Source organism: Pseudomonas sp. R151218B TE3479 (genome assembly GCF_053629195.1).
On the sequence record NZ_JBRJHV010000001.1, the window covers coordinates 5,884,397 to 5,899,731 of the forward strand.

At 61.4% G+C, this 15,335-nt stretch carries 11 protein-coding genes and 4 tRNA genes; 6 read left to right on the forward strand and 9 right to left on the reverse strand.

Features of this window, described 5'->3' with window-relative positions; all coding sequences use genetic code 11:
- Positions 1 to 26: 26 nt before the first annotated feature.
- Positions 27 to 1,163 carry a catalase family protein gene (locus AB7M32_RS25575; protein ID WP_454251769.1) on the forward strand — a complete coding sequence of 379 codons (1,137 nt, stop codon included), beginning with the start codon at positions 27 to 29 and terminating at the stop codon, positions 1,161 to 1,163.
- Between the two features lie 90 nt (positions 1,164 to 1,253).
- On the opposite strand, the gene AB7M32_RS25580 is transcribed toward AB7M32_RS25575, so the two are convergent.
- The 4 genes from AB7M32_RS25580 to AB7M32_RS25595 all read right to left on the reverse strand — a co-directional run bounded on the left by AB7M32_RS25580 (position 1,254) and on the right by AB7M32_RS25595 (position 1,770).
- A tRNA-Asp gene (locus AB7M32_RS25580) sits at positions 1,254 to 1,330 on the reverse strand.
- A gap of 17 nt (positions 1,331 to 1,347) precedes the next feature.
- Positions 1,348 to 1,423, reverse strand: a tRNA-Val gene (locus AB7M32_RS25585).
- Between the two features lie 175 nt (positions 1,424 to 1,598).
- Positions 1,599 to 1,675, reverse strand: a tRNA-Asp gene (locus tag AB7M32_RS25590).
- A gap of 19 nt (positions 1,676 to 1,694) precedes the next feature.
- A tRNA-Val gene (locus AB7M32_RS25595) sits at positions 1,695 to 1,770 on the reverse strand.
- Between the two features lie 160 nt (positions 1,771 to 1,930).
- On the opposite strand from AB7M32_RS25595, the gene rdgC reads away from it, so the two are divergent.
- From rdgC to sugE, 3 genes are all read left to right on the forward strand, one after another.
- Complete coding sequence (rdgC, locus tag AB7M32_RS25600) at positions 1,931 to 2,851, forward strand: recombination-associated protein RdgC (protein WP_014339706.1); 921 nt, start codon at positions 1,931 to 1,933, stop codon at positions 2,849 to 2,851.
- A gap of 143 nt (positions 2,852 to 2,994) precedes the next feature.
- Positions 2,995 to 3,963, forward strand: coding sequence for a bile acid:sodium symporter family protein (locus tag AB7M32_RS25605; protein WP_106270333.1), 969 nt, complete (start codon positions 2,995 to 2,997; stop codon positions 3,961 to 3,963).
- 117 nt (positions 3,964 to 4,080) lie between these two features.
- Positions 4,081 to 4,395 (forward strand): quaternary ammonium compound efflux SMR transporter SugE, encoded by a 315-nt coding sequence (gene sugE, locus AB7M32_RS25610; protein WP_003204587.1) that lies wholly within the window; start codon positions 4,081 to 4,083, stop codon positions 4,393 to 4,395.
- 105 nt (positions 4,396 to 4,500) lie between these two features.
- Here the strand turns inward: sugE and AB7M32_RS25615 are convergent, their stop codons facing one another.
- The 4 genes from AB7M32_RS25615 to AB7M32_RS25630 all read right to left on the reverse strand — a co-directional run bounded on the left by AB7M32_RS25615 (position 4,501) and on the right by AB7M32_RS25630 (position 9,277).
- On the reverse strand, positions 4,501 to 6,375 hold the full coding sequence (locus AB7M32_RS25615; RefSeq protein WP_454251770.1) for an MFS transporter: 1,875 nt from the start codon (positions 6,373 to 6,375) through the stop codon (positions 4,501 to 4,503).
- Positions 6,376 to 6,456: 81 nt separating this feature from the next.
- Positions 6,457 to 7,602 carry a TDT family transporter gene (locus tag AB7M32_RS25620; protein ID WP_454251771.1) on the reverse strand — a complete coding sequence of 382 codons (1,146 nt, stop codon included), beginning with the start codon at positions 7,600 to 7,602 and terminating at the stop codon, positions 6,457 to 6,459.
- 103 nt (positions 7,603 to 7,705) lie between these two features.
- A complete protein-coding gene (locus AB7M32_RS25625) occupies positions 7,706 to 8,017 on the reverse strand; it encodes a cupin (protein WP_454251772.1) in 312 nt (103 codons plus the stop codon).
- Positions 8,018 to 8,086: 69 nt separating this feature from the next.
- Positions 8,087 to 9,277 (reverse strand): MFS transporter, encoded by a 1,191-nt coding sequence (locus tag AB7M32_RS25630; protein ID WP_454251773.1) that lies wholly within the window; start codon positions 9,275 to 9,277, stop codon positions 8,087 to 8,089.
- Positions 9,278 to 9,380: 103 nt separating this feature from the next.
- Here AB7M32_RS25630 and AB7M32_RS25635 point away from each other — a divergent pair, with 103 nt between their 5' ends.
- Both AB7M32_RS25635 and AB7M32_RS25640 read left to right on the forward strand, forming a co-directional pair.
- Positions 9,381 to 9,920: a TetR/AcrR family transcriptional regulator gene (locus AB7M32_RS25635; protein ID WP_454251774.1), complete on the forward strand. Its 540-nt coding sequence runs from the start codon at positions 9,381 to 9,383 to the stop codon at positions 9,918 to 9,920.
- Between the two features lie 238 nt (positions 9,921 to 10,158).
- Complete coding sequence (locus AB7M32_RS25640; protein ID WP_454251775.1) at positions 10,159 to 13,629, forward strand: hybrid sensor histidine kinase/response regulator; 3,471 nt, start codon at positions 10,159 to 10,161, stop codon at positions 13,627 to 13,629.
- A gap of 145 nt (positions 13,630 to 13,774) precedes the next feature.
- Here the strand turns inward: AB7M32_RS25640 and rmuC are convergent, their stop codons facing one another.
- Positions 13,775 to 15,160, reverse strand: a complete 1,386-nt coding sequence (rmuC, locus tag AB7M32_RS25645; protein WP_170866824.1) for a DNA recombination protein RmuC — start codon at positions 15,158 to 15,160, stop codon at positions 13,775 to 13,777.
- Between the last annotated feature and the right edge of the window lie 175 nt (positions 15,161 to 15,335).

Below are 15,335 nucleotides of genomic sequence, written 5' to 3' on the forward strand. Positions count from 1 at the left end.
AACCTCACCGGTAAAAGGATGTTGGCATGTTGATCACCCTCTGGCTGCGCCTCGGCGCCTTTCTGGGCAAGACGCTTCTGTGGCTGCTGGGTATCGGGTTACTCGTCTGGGCCCTGTCCACGGCCTGGTTTGCCTGGCAACACAAGGGACCGGTCCCGGACAAGGAACAGATCGCACCCGGCGAAGCCGCCATGACCCAGGACATCATCCAGACCGCGATCCGCATCGTCGATCAGCACCGCGAAGGCACGCGTTACCTTCGCGACGCCCATGCCAAGGCCCACGGTTGCGTCATGGCCGAGGTCCAGGTGCCGAGCGACCTGCCGGCACCGTTGCGCCAAGGTGTGTTTGCCGAACCGGGCAAGACTTGGCAGGCCACGATCCGCCTGTCCAACGGCAACGCTTATCCGCAATTCGACAGCCTGCGCGATGCACGGGGGATGGCGATCAAGCTGCTGAACGTGCCGGGCAAGCAACTGCTCGCTGATCGGCAATCACAGGGCGAGCAGGATTTCGTGATGTTCAATCATCCGAACTTCTTTGTCAGTGATGTCGCCGAGTACCGTCAGAATGTGGCCGCTCAGGCTGACGGGAAGAAGGCGATGGCGTTCTTTCCGAGCCTGGACCCGCGCACCTGGCAGATCCGTCATCTGTTCATTGCCTTGGCGACCCTGTCACCGCCTCCAGCCAGCCCGACCCAGACGACTTATTTCTCGGTATCGCCTTACAAATTCGGCGAAGCCAATGCCAAGTTTCGCGTCGCGCCGGACCCGGACAACTGCCCAAGTTATACCCTGCCTCCTCAGAACCAGGATCTGCCGAACTTCTTGCGCAGCGCATTGAATCAGCAGTTATCCACAGACCGGGTGCCGGCGTGTTTTGTCTTGCAGATCCAGCGGCAGGATCCGAGCAAGTACATGCCGATCGAAGACACCAGTATTGAATGGCAGGAAAGTGATGCGCCATTCGAGACCGTGGCGCGTATCAAGATGCCGGCCCAGGATTTCGACACGCCCAAGCTGAACCTGGCTTGCGACAACCAGTCGTTCAACCCGTGGTTCGGCATTGAGGCCCATCGCCCCATCGGCGGCATCAACCGTTTGCGCAAAGCAGTGTATGAGGCGGTCAGTGATTACCGCCACAGCCGCAATGCCGAGCAGTAGCACGGCCAAATGACAGGCAACAAAAAGCCCGCTCGATTGAGCGGGCTTTTCGTGGATGACCTGGCGTTCAGTGGGCCAGGAAACCGAATATGGCGCAGCGGACGGGACTCGAACCCGCGACCCCCGGCGTGACAGGCCGGTATTCTAACCGACTGAACTACCGCTGCGCGTAACATTGAAAGTTTGGTGGGTGATGACGGGATCGAACCGCCGACATTCTGCTTGTAAGGCAGACGCTCTCCCAGCTGAGCTAATCACCCTTCACTTTCGATGCGGGGCGCATTCTCTCACAGTTTTTCGTAAAGTGCTGATTTAATTGATAAATAAGCAAAAAAACATGAGCAACACACACCGCAGGAACTGCAAACAGCAAAAAGCCCGCGTTAGCGGGCTTTCCGTGGTGACCTGGCGTTCAGTGTTCCAGGTAACCGAATATGGCGCAGCGGACGGGACTCGAACCCGCGACCCCCGGCGTGACAGGCCGGTATTCTAACCGACTGAACTACCGCTGCGCGTAACACGTTGAACGAATGGTGGGTGATGACGGGATCGAACCGCCGACATTCTGCTTGTAAGGCAGACGCTCTCCCAGCTGAGCTAATCACCCTTCGCTTTCGGTGTGGCGCGCATTCTACGGAGCGCTCTTTAAGCTGGCAAGCACTTTTTAAATTAATTTTTTCAGGCCTTCCAAAGGCTTAGCGAAGGGTTGGCCTATGGCGCCGCGAAGAGAATAATGCCCCCCTTTGTATAAAGGAGAGACTCACCCCATGTGGTTCAAAAACCTGCTTATCTATCGCCTGACCCAAGATCTGCCTTTTGATGCCGAGGCGTTGGAAACTGCACTGGCCAGCAAACTGGCGCGTCCATGTGCAAGCCAGGAGTTGACCACTTACGGTTTCGTCGCGCCGTTTGGCAAAGGCGAAGACGCACCATTGGTGCACGTCAGCCAGGACTTCCTGTTGATCGCCGCGCGCAAGGAAGAACGCATCCTGCCGGGCAGCGTCGTGCGCGATGCCCTGAAGGAAAAGGTCGAAGAGATCGAAGCCGAGCAAATGCGCAAGGTCTATAAAAAGGAGCGGGACCAGCTCAAGGATGAAATCATCCAGGCGTTCCTGCCCCGTGCCTTCATCCGCCGCTCGTCCACCTTCGCCGCCATCGCGCCGAAACAGGGCCTGATCCTGGTGAACTCGGCCAGCCCGAAACGCGCCGAAGACCTGCTGTCCACCCTGCGCGAAGTCATCGGCTCGCTGCCGGTTCGCCCGCTGACGGTCAAGATGGCCCCGACCGCCACCATGACCGACTGGGTCAAGACCCAGAAGGCCGCGGACGATTTCTTCGTGCTGGATGAATGCGAGCTGCGCGACACCCACGAAGACGGCGGCATCGTGCGCTGCAAGCGCCAGGACCTGACCAGCGACGAAATCCAGCTGCACCTGAACACCGGCAAGGTGGTGACCCAACTGTCGCTGGCCTGGCAGGACAAACTGTCCTTCGTGCTTGACGACAAGATGGTGGTCAAACGCCTGAAATTCGAAGACCTGCTGCAGGACCAGGCGGAGCAGGACGGTGGCGACGAAGCCCTCGGCCAGCTGGACGCCAGCTTCACGCTGATGATGTTGACGTTCGGCGAGTTCCTGCCGGCGCTGGTCGAAGCGTTGGGTGGGGAAGAGATTCCGCAGGGGATCTAAAAAGCAACGGCTTACCCTTGTGGGAGCGAGCTTGCTCGCGATAGCGGTATGACAGCCACCGAGATGTTGACTGACACTCCGCCATCGCGAGCAAGCTCGCTCCCACATTAGTATTGGATGTTCTTAATAATAAGGATCAGGTCATGCGCGCACTGGCTGCATTGAGCCGCTTTGTCGGCAATACCTTCGCTTACTGGGTACTGATTTTCGCGGTGGTAGCATTTCTGCAACCCGCTTGGTTCATCGGCCTGAAAAGCGCCATCGTGCCGCTGCTGGGGCTGGTGATGTTCGGCATGGGCCTGACCCTGAAGCTCGAAGACTTCGCCGAAGTCGCACGCCATCCCTGGCGCGTGGCCCTGGGCGTGGTCGCCCATTTCGTGATCATGCCCGGTGTGGCGTGGTTGCTCTGCCAGGTTTTCCATCTGCCGCCGGAAATTGCCGTCGGCGTGATTCTGGTGGGCTGCTGCCCAAGCGGCACCTCGTCGAATGTCATGACCTGGCTGGCCCGCGGCGACCTGGCCCTGTCGGTGGCCATCGCCGCCGTCACTACCCTGCTCGCACCGCTGCTGACCCCGGCACTGATCTGGCTGCTGGCCTCGGCCTGGCTGCCGGTGTCATTCATGGAGCTGTTCTGGTCGATCCTGCAAGTGGTGCTGCTGCCGATCGTGCTGGGCGTGGTGGCACAGCGGTTGCTGGGGGACAAGGTGCGCCATGCCGTGGAGGTGTTGCCGTTGGTGTCGGTGGTGAGCATCGTCATCATCGTCACCGCCGTCGTTGCCGCCAGCCAGGCAAAAATTGCCGAATCGGGTCTGTTGATCATGGCCGTGGTGATGCTGCACAACAGCTTCGGTTTTTTGCTGGGTTACTTCACCGGGCATCTGTTCAAGCTGCCACTGGCCCAGCGCAAATCCCTGGCACTGGAAGTGGGCATGCAGAATTCCGGCCTCGGCGCGGCGTTGGCGAGCGCGCACTTTTCGCCGTTGGCGGCAGTACCCAGCGCGCTGTTCAGCGTCTGGCACAACATTTCCGGGGCTTTGCTCTCGACGTACTTCCGGCGCATGAGTGAAAAACAGGACCGTGAAACTCTAGCCGCCCGGCAAACCGCTGACTAAGGCAGACTTGATCGAGTGCCCGATCATGGGCACTCTATCCATCCTCCGCGGGGACGACCCCGCAACGCCTTAGCGTTCATTATCCGGGGACGACCCCATCCATCGATGAGGTGTTTGATGTCCTGGATCATTCTGTTTTTTGCCGGCCTGTTCGAAGTTGGCTGGGCTGTCGGCCTGAAGTACACCGACGGCTTCAGCCGCCCTCTCCCCACTGCTCTGACCATCGCCGCCATGGCAATCAGCCTCGGCCTGCTCGGCCTTGCCATGAAAGAACTGCCGCTGGGTACCGCCTATGCGATCTGGACCGGGGTCGGTGCCGTGGGCACGGTGATCGCCGGGATCATTCTGTTTGGTGAGTCAATGGCGCTGGTTCGCCTGGCCAGCGTGGCGTTGATCGTTGCGGGGTTGATCGGGCTCAAGGTCAGCGCCTGATAAACCTGTGGGAGCGAGCTTGCTCGCGATAGCGGTCTGCCTGTGACCTCAATGCCAGCAGGCAGATTGCAATCGCGAGCAAGCTCGCTCCCACAGTTTTTCGCCCTAGCGGACGGTGCCGCGCAAGTCTCCCACCAACACCTGCAAATTCGAAGGCGTTGCCGCCTCTACCGTGACCGCCGAACCCGCCACCAGCGTCACCCGCGACCAGAACCGGCGAAACAGCCCCTTGGCCGGGTCGCGGCTGAAGAAACTGCCCCACAAACCCTGCAGCGCCAGGGGAATCACCGGCACCGGGGTTTCCTGGAGGATGCGCGTCAATCCGCTCTTGAACTCATTGATCTCACCGTCAGCGGTCAATTTTCCTTCAGGAAAAATGCACACCAGCTCGCCGTCCTTCAGGTATTGGGCAATTCGCTTGAAGGCTTTTTCGTAGATCTGAATGTCTTCCTGGCGCCCGGCAATCGGGATGGTCCCAGCAGTGCGGAAGATGAAATTCAGCACCGGCAGGTTATAGATCTTGTAGTACATCACGAAGCGAATCGGCCGACGCACCGCGCCGCCAATCAACAAGGCATCGACGAAAGACACATGGTTGCAGACCAACAGCGCAGCCCCTTCATCCGGTATCGCCTCCAGGTTGCGATGCTCCACACGGTACATGGAATGGCTCAGCAGCCAGATCATGAAACGCATGCTGAACTCGGGGACGATCTTGAAGATGTACGCGTTGACGCCGATGTTGAGCAACGACACCACCAGGAACAACTGCGGGATCGACAGCTTGGCCAAGCTCAGCAAGACGATGGAGACAATGGCCGAGACCACCATGAACAACGCGTTGAGAATATTGTTGGCGGCAATCACCCGCGCCCGCTCGTTCTCCACCGTGCGCGACTGGATCAATGCGTACAGCGGCACGATGTAGAAGCCACCGAACACACCCAGGCCAAGGATGTCGATCAACACCAGCCAGGCGTGACCGAAGCCGAGCACTTCAAGCCAACCGTGCCCCTCGACGCTGTCGGGAATTCCACCGGAATGCCACCACAGCAACAGACCGAACACGGTGAGCCCGAACGAGCCGAACGGCACCAGGCCGATCTCGACTTTGCGTCCGGACAGCTTTTCACAGAGCATCGAACCCAACGCGATTCCCACCGAGAACACCGTCAGGATCAAGGTCACCACGGTTTCGTCGCCGTGCATCCACTCCTTGGCATAGGCCGGGATCTGCGTCAGGTAGATCGCTCCGACGAACCAGAACCAGGAGTTGCCGACAATCGAACGGGACACCGCCGGGGTTTGCCCCAGGCCCAGCTTCAGGGTGGCCCAGGATTGGCTGAAGATGTTCCAGTTCAGGCGCATTTGCGGCGAGGCCGCCGCCGCACGTGGAATGCCGCGACTGGCCAGGTAACCGAGCACGGCCACGCCGATGATCGCGGTGGATACCACCGGGGCGTAATGCGCCGAGGACATCATGATTCCAGCGCCAATAGTGCCGGCCAGGATCGCCAGGAACGTACCCATCTCCACCAGGCCGTTGCCACCGACCAACTCTTCCTCGCGCAAGGCCTGGGGCAGGATCGAATACTTCACCGGACCGAACAGCGCCGAATGCGTGCCCATGGCGAACAGCGCCACCAGCATCAGCGACAAGTGGTCGAACACAAAGCCCACCGCGCCTACCGCCATGATGACGATTTCGCCGAGCTTGATCAGACGGATCAACGCATCCTTGGCGAATTTTTCCCCAAACTGCCCCGCCAGGGCCGAAAACAGAAAGAATGGCAGGATAAACAGCAGCGCGCAGAGGTTGACCCAGATCGAGCGATCCCCCTCGATGGTCAATTTGTAAAGGATGGCGAGGATCAGCGACTGCTTGAAAATGTTGTCGTTGAACGCGCCAAGGGACTGCGTGATGAAGAACGGCAGGAAACGCCGCGTGCGAAGCAAGGTGAACTGCGAAGGGTGACTCATCTTCCATGTTCCTGAGTGGCGTGGACGCTTATTGGAATGAACGTTTTTCGATCCAGGCCACACATTACCTGTCTTTAGCGATTATTTCGCCAGCCCCGCAATGCAGGGCGACACAAACAACTCGCCGTGCCAGGCACCTAGCAACGTACGCCGTCCAACGATCAGCCACATCACCGCCAGCATCGCCACCAGCACACCACCGAACGCGCTGAAAAAATCCAGTTTCAGCAAGTCCGCCAACTTCAGCGTGGTCAGTGCAAACACGCCCAATGGGAAGGTAAAGCCCCACCAGCCAAGGTTGAACGGGATGCCGCCACGTAGATAGCGGGCGGTGATCAGCAACGCCATCAACATCCACCAGAACCCAAAGCCCCATAACGTGATACCGGCCACCAGCCCCAACCCGGCGGCGATCTCGCCCACGCCAGGCAGGCCATTGGCGGCAAAAATCAGGGGCGCATCACTGCCTAGCAACAACATGCCCAGGGCACCGGTGCCGATCGGGCCAAGGGCCAGCCAACTCGAGGCGGCCATGCTTTCGTGAGGCAACTTGTGCAGGGCCATGCGCAACAGCAGGATCGTCAGGATGCTGAACGCCACCGGTAGGGAAAATGCCCAGAGCACGTAGCTGGTGACCAGCATGATCATTTGCGAATGAACGTCCGCCAGATGCGGTGCCAACAACCCACCGCTGGCGGCGGCCACTTCGGCGGCCACCACCGGCAGCAACCATACCGCGGTCATCTGGTCGATCCGGTGCTCCTGGCGGGTGAACATCAGGAAGGGAATCAGCACGCCACAGGCCAGGGACATGGCCACGTCGATCCACCATAACACCTCGGCCACCGTTACCACGCCCTCGCCCCAGCGCGGCAGACCAAACAGCAAAAGGCCGTTGATGAGGGTCGCCAGCCCCATGGGAATGGTGCCGAAAAACATCGAGACCGTTGAATGGCCGAAAATCCGTCGTGCTTCGTCGAAGAACAACACCCAACGGGCCGTATACATCAAGGCGAACACCACGAACAACAGCGTGTTGAACACCCACAGCCCTTCGCCCAGAGCGTGCAGGCCCGGCATAGCTGCCGGCCATTGCGCCAAGGCCAGCGCCAGCACACCGGTACCCATGATCACGGCAAACCAGTTTGGCGTGAATTGACGAATGGCCTCCATCGGCCTGGGCAAATGGCTCAAGGGCCGAAAGCGGCTTTTTGCAGCACATGTCATGACGAACTCCTGTCCTCGGATGAGGTGGAGCCATGCTAGGGCCGGATCGAATATCTATATAACGGGTAATTTCTCTATCTGTTATCTACTTTACAGATAACAGTTAGACACTGCCCTCAGTCTCGATCACCAGAACTCTCGCCTCGCCCAACGGATTGGCTACATGCTCGGTGCCCACCGAGGCGTAGAAAATGTCTCCGGCGTCCAGCAAGGTCGCTTTTTCGACGCCCTCTTCCCGATAGCACATCTGCACTTGCCCATCGAGCACCACGAAGACTTCCTGGCCGTCATTGATGTGCCATTTATAAGGCTGATCGGTCCAGTGCAGGCGCGTGGTGATGCCATTCATGTTGGCGATATCCAGCGCCGCCCAGGCACGGTCACCGATGAAGGATTTACTGCGGATGATTTTCAAGGGATCCGTCCGGAAGAAGACTGAGGTGCCAAGACTAACCCACTGCCAGCGGCACCTGCATGCCTGGTTTCAAGGCCGAACGCCATCGCTGAGCGGTTTTATCGACTGCCGTAACCCCAACAGCGCTGCGACACACAGCACAATCAACACGGCGCCATACCCATCGGTCGTCGGGATCAAGCCGAACACCCGCGTCAGGTTCCCCGCCAGCAGCGACGGCAGGCTGAAGGCCAGGTAACTCAGGACATAGAACGCCGACATCAAGCCGGCCCGTTCGTGGGGCAACGCCAGCGGCATGAGGCTGCGCAGCGCCCCCAGGAACCCAGCGCCGAAACCGCCACCGGTGACCAGCGTGCCGACGAAGAACAACGGCAAGCTGGCGCCATGCACCGCCACCAGTACCAATGCCAGACCGATCACCAACAGGCTTGCGGACGGGCGCAACATTGTGTCGGCCTCCTGGTTGCGCAACAGGTAGATGGCTAACGCGCCGCTGAGGGTCAACACCGCCACCAGCGCGCCGCCGATCAGATTGGAGGTCGATCCGGTGGCCGCCCGCACCAACGACGGTGCCAGTGACAGGTAGAAACCGCCCACGGCCCAGGCCGCCAGATCCAGTGGCAGGACCCGCCACAAGGCTCGCCGCGCCTGGGGTGGAACGTGCAAAGTCGGACGCAAGGACTGCCAGGCACCCGCTTGCGGGCTGACGCTTTCTTTCAGGCGCCAGAGGTAAACGGCCTGGGCCAGGAACAACCCCAGCAGCAGCCAGTAGGTCAGTTGCAACGGCAACGGTGCGAACTCGGCCAGCAGGCCACAGCCCAGCGCCCCGCACGCCATGCCCAACAGCGGCGCAACGCTGGTGATCAATGGGCCTTGGCGACGGTCGAAGTCCAGCAAGGCAGCACCCAATACACTGGTGGCCATGCCGGTGGCGAACCCCTGGATCAACCGGGCACCGATCAACCAGGCGACGCTGTCGGCGCTGATAAACAGCAGCATCGCCAATATGTTGAGCAACAGCGCCACGAAAATCACCGGTTTGCGGCCCAGGTAATCCGACAGCGACCCCACCGTCAGCAAGGCCGCCAGCAGACTGAAGGCGTATACGCCGAAAATCAGCGTCAGAACGGCCGGGGAGAACTGTAATTGTTCCTGATAGAGGTGATACAACGGCGTCGGCGCGCTGGACGCGGCGAGAAAACCGAGCAAGGTAAGGGCCAGGAAGATCAGGCTGGCGCGGGTCGAAGCTGGACGGGACATGGGCACGCTCCACAAGAACATTCGCAAAAGCTAATTTTTTGCTTTTGAGGAGTGTGCTACCGGCGTGCGCTTAAAGCAAATTCTTTGTGTTAAGGTCTGACGCATGGCTATTAAAGAAGGTTTACGCCCCGGCGGCCGAAGCGCCCGGGTCCAGGAATCGATTCATTCGGCGGTCCGCGCCCTGCTGCGAGAGCAGGACCGCGCCACACTGACCGTGCCGCAAATCGCTGCGCGCGCCGGGGTCACGCCGTCCACTATCTACCGGCGCTGGGGCGATCTGCCGGCACTGCTGGCCGACGTCGCCATCGCCCGTATGCGCCCTGATGGCGAACCCGCCGACACCGGCAGCTTGCGCGGCGACCTGCGCGCCTGGGCCGAGCAGTACCTGGACGAAATGAGTTCCGAGCCCGGCCGTAACATGATGCGCGACATTCAGGCCTGCGCTACCCCCGGGTACTGCGTAGGGATCATCAGCCGTCAGTTGCAGATCATCCTGGACCGCTACCCCGGTGAACCCAACCCGGGCGTCGAGCGGCTGATCAATGTGGTGGTGGCCCCGACGGTGTTCCGCATTCTCTTTGCCACTGCGCCGTTGGAGGCTGAGGAGTTGTATCGGTTGGTGGATATTGCGTTGGGTCAGTAACACCGTCATCGCGAGCAAGCTCGCTCCCACACTGATCGAGTCGTGCACAAATGATGTGTCCGCTGAAGATCCAGTAGGTGGGAGCGAGCTTGCTCGCGATGAGGCCCGCCCAGACACCTCATTACCCATCTGCGACACCCCACCACGCCTCGACCTTGGTCGACACTGACGAACCCGAGCGGGCATGCGAGACTGTCCTGCCGGGCTCAAGTCCCGGTGTCTTTGTCCGGGAGTTTCCATGTCGTTGTCCAGCGGGCTGATCGCCGTTGTCGCCCTGGCCTATATGGCCATCATGTTCGCCATCGCCTTCTACGGCGACCGGCGCAGCACGCCGCTGCCGCCACGGGTGCGAGCCTGGGTCTATAGCCTGTCGCTGGCGGTGTACTGCACCAGCTGGACGTTCTTTGGCGCCGTGGGCCAGGCCGCCGAACAACTCTGGTCGTTCCTGCCGATCTACCTCGGGCCGATCCTGTTGCTGGTACTGGCGCCGTGGGTCCTGCAGAAAATGGTGATGATCAGCAAACAGGAGAACATCACCTCCATCGCCGACTTCATCGCCGCCCGCTACGGCAAGTCCCAATCCCTGGCGGTGGTGGTCGCACTGATCTGCCTGGTGGGCGTGCTGCCGTACATTGCCTTGCAGCTCAAGGGCATCGTGCTCGGCGTGAACCTGCTGATCGGCGCTGGTGCCGACGCCATGGGCACCCGCGCCCAGGACACCGCGCTGATCGTCTCGCTGATCCTGGCGCTGTTCACTATCGTGTTCGGTACCCGCAACCTGGACGCCACCGAACACCACCGTGGCATGGTGCTGGCGATTGCCTTCGAATCCCTGGTCAAGCTGTTCGCCTTCCTGGCGGTCGGAGCGTTCGTGACGTACGGCCTGTACGACGGTTTCGACGACCTGTTCAACCAGGCGATGCTCGCGCCACGGCTGGAGCAATACTGGAAAGAAACCATCAACTGGCCGTCCATGGTGGTGCAGACCGGGGTGGCGATGATGGCGATCATCTGCTTGCCGCGGCAGTTCCACGTGACCGTGGTGGAAAACATCGAGCCCCAGGACCTGCGCCTGGCCAAGTGGGTATTCCCCGCCTACCTGGCCCTGGCCGCGCTGTTCGTGGTGCCCATCGCCCTCGCCGGGCAAATGATGCTGCCCAGTTCCGTGCTGCCGGACTCGTTCGTCATCAGCCTGCCGCTGGCCCAGGCCCATCCGGCCCTGGCGGTACTGGCGTTCATCGGCGGCGCCTCGGCGGCCACTGGCATGGTGATCGTGGCCAGCGTGGCGCTGTCGACCATGGTCTCCAACGACATGCTGTTGCCCTGGCTGCTGCGCCGCAACAACGCCGAACGCCCCTTCGAGGTGTTCCGTCAGTGGATGCTCTCGGTGCGCCGGGTCAGCATCGTGGTCATCCTGTTGCTGGCCTATGTCAGCTATCGGCTGCTGGGCTCGACGGCGAGCCTGGCGACCATCGGCCAGATCGCCTTCGCCGCCGTGACCCAACTGGCCCCGGCCATGCTCGGCGCGCTGTACTGGAAACAGGCCAACCGGCGCGGCGTGTTCGCCGGCCTCGCCACGGGGATCTTCCTGTGGTTCTACACCCTGGTGTTGCCGATTGCCGCCCACAGCCTGGGCTGGTCGCTCAGCAGTTTCCCGGGGCTGGCCTGGTTGCACGGCAATCCCTTGAACCTGCCGATCACGCCGCTGACCCAAGGGGTGGTCCTGTCCCTGGCCGGCAACTTCACGCTGTTCGCCTGGGTGTCGGTGCTGTCGCGCACACGCGTCTCGGAACACTGGCAGGCCGGGCGCTTCATCGGCCAGGAAATCAGCGCCCGCCCCAACCCTCGCTCGATGCTGGCGGTGCACATCGAAGACCTGTTGCAACTGGCCGCACGGTTCGTCGGCGAAGAGCGGGCGCGGCAAAGTTTCATTCGCTTCGCCTACCGCCAGGGCAAAGGTTTCAACCCGAACCAGAACGCCGACAGCGAATGGATCGCCCACACCGAACGCCTGCTGGCCGGTGTACTCGGTGCCTCTTCGACACGCGCGGTCGTGAAAGCCGCCATCGAAGGTCGGGAGATGCAGCTCGAAGACGTGGTCCGGATCGCGGACGAAGCGTCGGAAGTGCTGCAGTTCAACCGCGCCCTGCTGCAAGGCGCCATCGAGAACATCAGCCAGGGCATCAGCGTGGTCGACCAGTCCCTCCGACTGGTGGCGTGGAACCGTCGCTACCTGGAGCTGTTCAAGTATCCGGACGGCTTGATCAGTGTCGGCCGGCCCATTGCCGACATCATCCGCTACAACGCCGAACGTGGCCTCTGCGGGCCGGGCGAGGCGGAAGTCCATGTCGCCAGGCGCCTGCACTGGATGCGCCAGGGCCGAGCCCATACCTCTGAACGGCTGTTCCCCAACGGCCGGGTCATCGAGCTGATCGGCAACCCGATGCCCGGTGGCGGTTTCGTCATGAGTTTCACCGACATCACCGCCTTCCGTGAGGCCGCACAGGCGCTGACCGAAGCCAACGAAGGGCTGGAGCAACGAGTGGCGGAACGCACCCGGGAACTGTCGCAGCTGAACCTGGCCCTGACCGAAGCCAAGAGCACCGCCGAAGCGGCCTATCAATCCAAGACCCGGTTCCTCGCGGCAGTCAGCCACGACCTGATGCAACCGCTCAATGCCGCGCGCCTGTTCTCCGCCGCGCTGTCCCACCAGCACGACGGTTTGCCGAGCGAGGCCCGGCAACTGGTACAACACTTGGACAGTTCACTGCGCTCGGCTGAAGACCTGATCACCGACTTGCTGGATATCTCTCGCCTGGAAAACGGCAAGATCAACCCCGACCGCAAGCCCTTCGCCCTCAACGAGCTGCTCGATACCCTCGGCGCGGAGTTCACGGCCCTGGCCCAGGAACAAGGCTTGAAGTTCCGGGTTCGCGGCTCGAAGTTGCGGGTGGACAGCGACATCAAGCTGCTGCGGCGCATTTTGCAGAACTTCCTGACCAACGCTTTCCGCTACGCCAAGGGCCCGGTGTTGCTAGGCGTACGCCGGCGCAACGGCGAATTGTGCCTGGAAGTCTGGGACCGCGGACCGGGCATCGCCGAGGACAAGCTGCAAGTCATTTTCGAAGAGTTCAAGCGCCTGGACAGCCACCAGACCCGCGCCGAAAAAGGCCTGGGCCTGGGCCTGGCCATCGCCGACGGCCTATGCCGCGTGCTGGGCCATACCTTGCGCGTACGCTCCTGGCCGGGGCGCGGCAGCGTGTTCAGCGTCAGCGTGCCCATAGCCGCTACACAGGCCGTCGCGCCGAGCTCCGTGGCCGAACCCAACGGTCACTTGCCAAGCGGCGCGCAGGTGCTGTGCGTCGATAACGAAGACAGCATCCTGATCGGCATGAACAGCCTGCTGACGCGCTGGGGTTGCCAGGTATGGACGGCGCGCAACCGCGAGGAATGCGAGCGTTGGCTGGCCCAGGGCGGCCGACCGCAACTGGCGTTGGTGGATTTTCATCTGGATGACGGCGAGACCGGTACCGAGCTGATGGCTTGGCTGCGCAGGCGCATGGGGGAACCGGTGCCAGGGGTGGTGATCAGCGCCGATGGCCGCCCCGAGACGGTGGCCCTGGTGCATGCGGCGGGCCTGGATTATCTGGCCAAGCCGGTGAAGCCGGCGGCGTTGCGGGCATTGTTGAGTCGGCATTTGCCGTTGTAGGGAACTCGGGGGATGTAAGGGGCCTCTGTGGCGAGGGAGCTTGCTCCCGCTTGAGTGCACAGCACTCACAAAAAGGGGCTGCTGCGCAGCCCAGCGGGAGCAAGCTCCCTCGCCACAGGGTTTTGCATCAAGCCCAAGGGTTTCATCAATCCTGGGTTTTTGCCGTCTCTTCAGGCAACTCAGGCAACCCATCCGCATCGCTCATCGCCCGTTCGAGCAATTCACTGGGCAAACTCTTGCTGGCCCGGGCGCCGAGCAGCTTGAGCTGTTCGCTGCGGCTGATCAGGTTGCCACGCCCTTCTGTCAGTTTATTGCGCGCCGCACTGTAGGCTTTGTCCAACTGCTGCAAGCGACTGCCGATCTCGTCCAGGTCCTGGATGAACAGGACGAACTTGTCATACAGCCACCCGGCCCGCTCGGCGATTTCCCGGGCGTTCTGGCTCTGGCGTTCCTGCTTCCACAAGCTGTCGATCACCCGTAGCGTCGCCAGCAGCGTGGTCGGGCTGACGATCACGATGTTGCGGTCGAAAGCTTCCTGGAACAGGTTCGGCTCGGCTTGCAGCGCGGCGGAAAACGCCGCTTCGATTGGCACGAACAGCAACACGAAATCCAGGCTGTGCAAACCGTCCAGGCGTTTGTAGTCCTTGCCGGCCAAGCCTTTGACGTGGGCACGCAACGACACCACATGTTGCTTGAGCGCGAGTTGGCCGATGGCGTCGTCTTCAGCGGCCACGTACTGCTGATAGGCCGTGAGGCTGACCTTGGAATCGACCACCACTTGCTTGTCGCCCGGAAGATAAATCAACACGTCCGGCTGGAAACGCTCGCCGTCCGGCCCCTTGAGGCTGACCTGGGTCTGATACTCGCGCCCCTTCTCCAGGCCGGCATGTTCAAGCACCCGCTCCAGGATCAGTTCGCCCCAGTTACCCTGGGTCTTCTGACCCTTGAGCGCCCGGGTGAGGTTGGTGGCTTCGTCGCTCAGGCGCAGGTTCAGTTGTTGCAAACGCTCCAGTTCCTTGCCCAGGGAGAAACGTTCCCGGGCCTCGGCCTGATAACTTTCTTCAACGCGTTTTTCGAAGGACTGGATACGTTCCTTCAGCGGATCGAGCAACTGGCCCAGGCGTTGCTGGCTGGTTTCGGCGAAACGCTGCTCACGTTCGTCGAAGATCTTCCCGGCAAGCTCGGCGAACTGCGCCCGCAGCTCGTCTCGCGAGCCTTGCAGGTCATCCAGGCGTTGCTGATGGCTTTCCTGCTGCTCACGCAGTTCGGCCTGCAGCGACGCCGCCTGGGCATCGAGCCGACGCAGCTCGGCTTCCTTGTTGGCACGTTCGAGGTTCCAGGCGTGTGCCGCATCCCGGGCATTGTCGCGCTCGATCTGCAGCAATTCGACTTCACGGCAGGCCGCGGCAAGCTCGGCTTGCTTGGCAGCGTTGGCCTGGCTCAGATCGCTGATTTCGTCGCGGCAGGCATCGAGTTGGGCGTTGAGGCCATCGTGGGCCATGTGGGCCGTGGCCAGGCGCTCCTCCAGCAGGGCCAGTTCGGTCTGCGCGGCGGCGGCTTGGCGTTGCAGGTGCCAGGCCAGTGCCAGCAACGGCACCGCAGCGCCTGCCAGGCCAAACAACAGGCTGGTCAAATCCATAGCCATGACAATTCCTGCCGATCAAATAAAGCCCGAAGGTTAACCAAGCGGCTGGGGGTTGCCCAGC

What these genes read in the sequence shown, in the direction of transcription:
- AB7M32_RS25605 (WP_106270333.1), top strand. Translation starts at nt 2,995, where the DNA reads ATGCGCGCACTGGCTGCATTGAGCCGCTTTGTCGGCAATACCTTCGCT.
- AB7M32_RS25635 (WP_454251774.1), top strand. Translation starts at nt 9,381, where the DNA reads ATGGCTATTAAAGAAGGTTTACGCCCCGGCGGCCGAAGCGCCCGGGTC.
- AB7M32_RS25615 (WP_454251770.1), bottom strand. Translation starts at nt 6,375, where the DNA reads ATGAGTCACCCTTCGCAGTTCACCTTGCTTCGCACGCGGCGTTTCCTG.
- AB7M32_RS25640 (WP_454251775.1), top strand. Translation starts at nt 10,159, where the DNA reads ATGTCGTTGTCCAGCGGGCTGATCGCCGTTGTCGCCCTGGCCTATATG.
- sugE (WP_003204587.1), top strand. Translation starts at nt 4,081, where the DNA reads ATGTCCTGGATCATTCTGTTTTTTGCCGGCCTGTTCGAAGTTGGCTGG.
- AB7M32_RS25620 (WP_454251771.1), bottom strand. Translation starts at nt 7,602, where the DNA reads ATGACATGTGCTGCAAAAAGCCGCTTTCGGCCCTTGAGCCATTTGCCC.
- rdgC (WP_014339706.1), top strand. Translation starts at nt 1,931, where the DNA reads ATGTGGTTCAAAAACCTGCTTATCTATCGCCTGACCCAAGATCTGCCT.
- AB7M32_RS25630 (WP_454251773.1), bottom strand. Translation starts at nt 9,277, where the DNA reads ATGTCCCGTCCAGCTTCGACCCGCGCCAGCCTGATCTTCCTGGCCCTT.
- AB7M32_RS25575 (WP_454251769.1), top strand. Translation starts at nt 27, where the DNA reads ATGTTGATCACCCTCTGGCTGCGCCTCGGCGCCTTTCTGGGCAAGACG.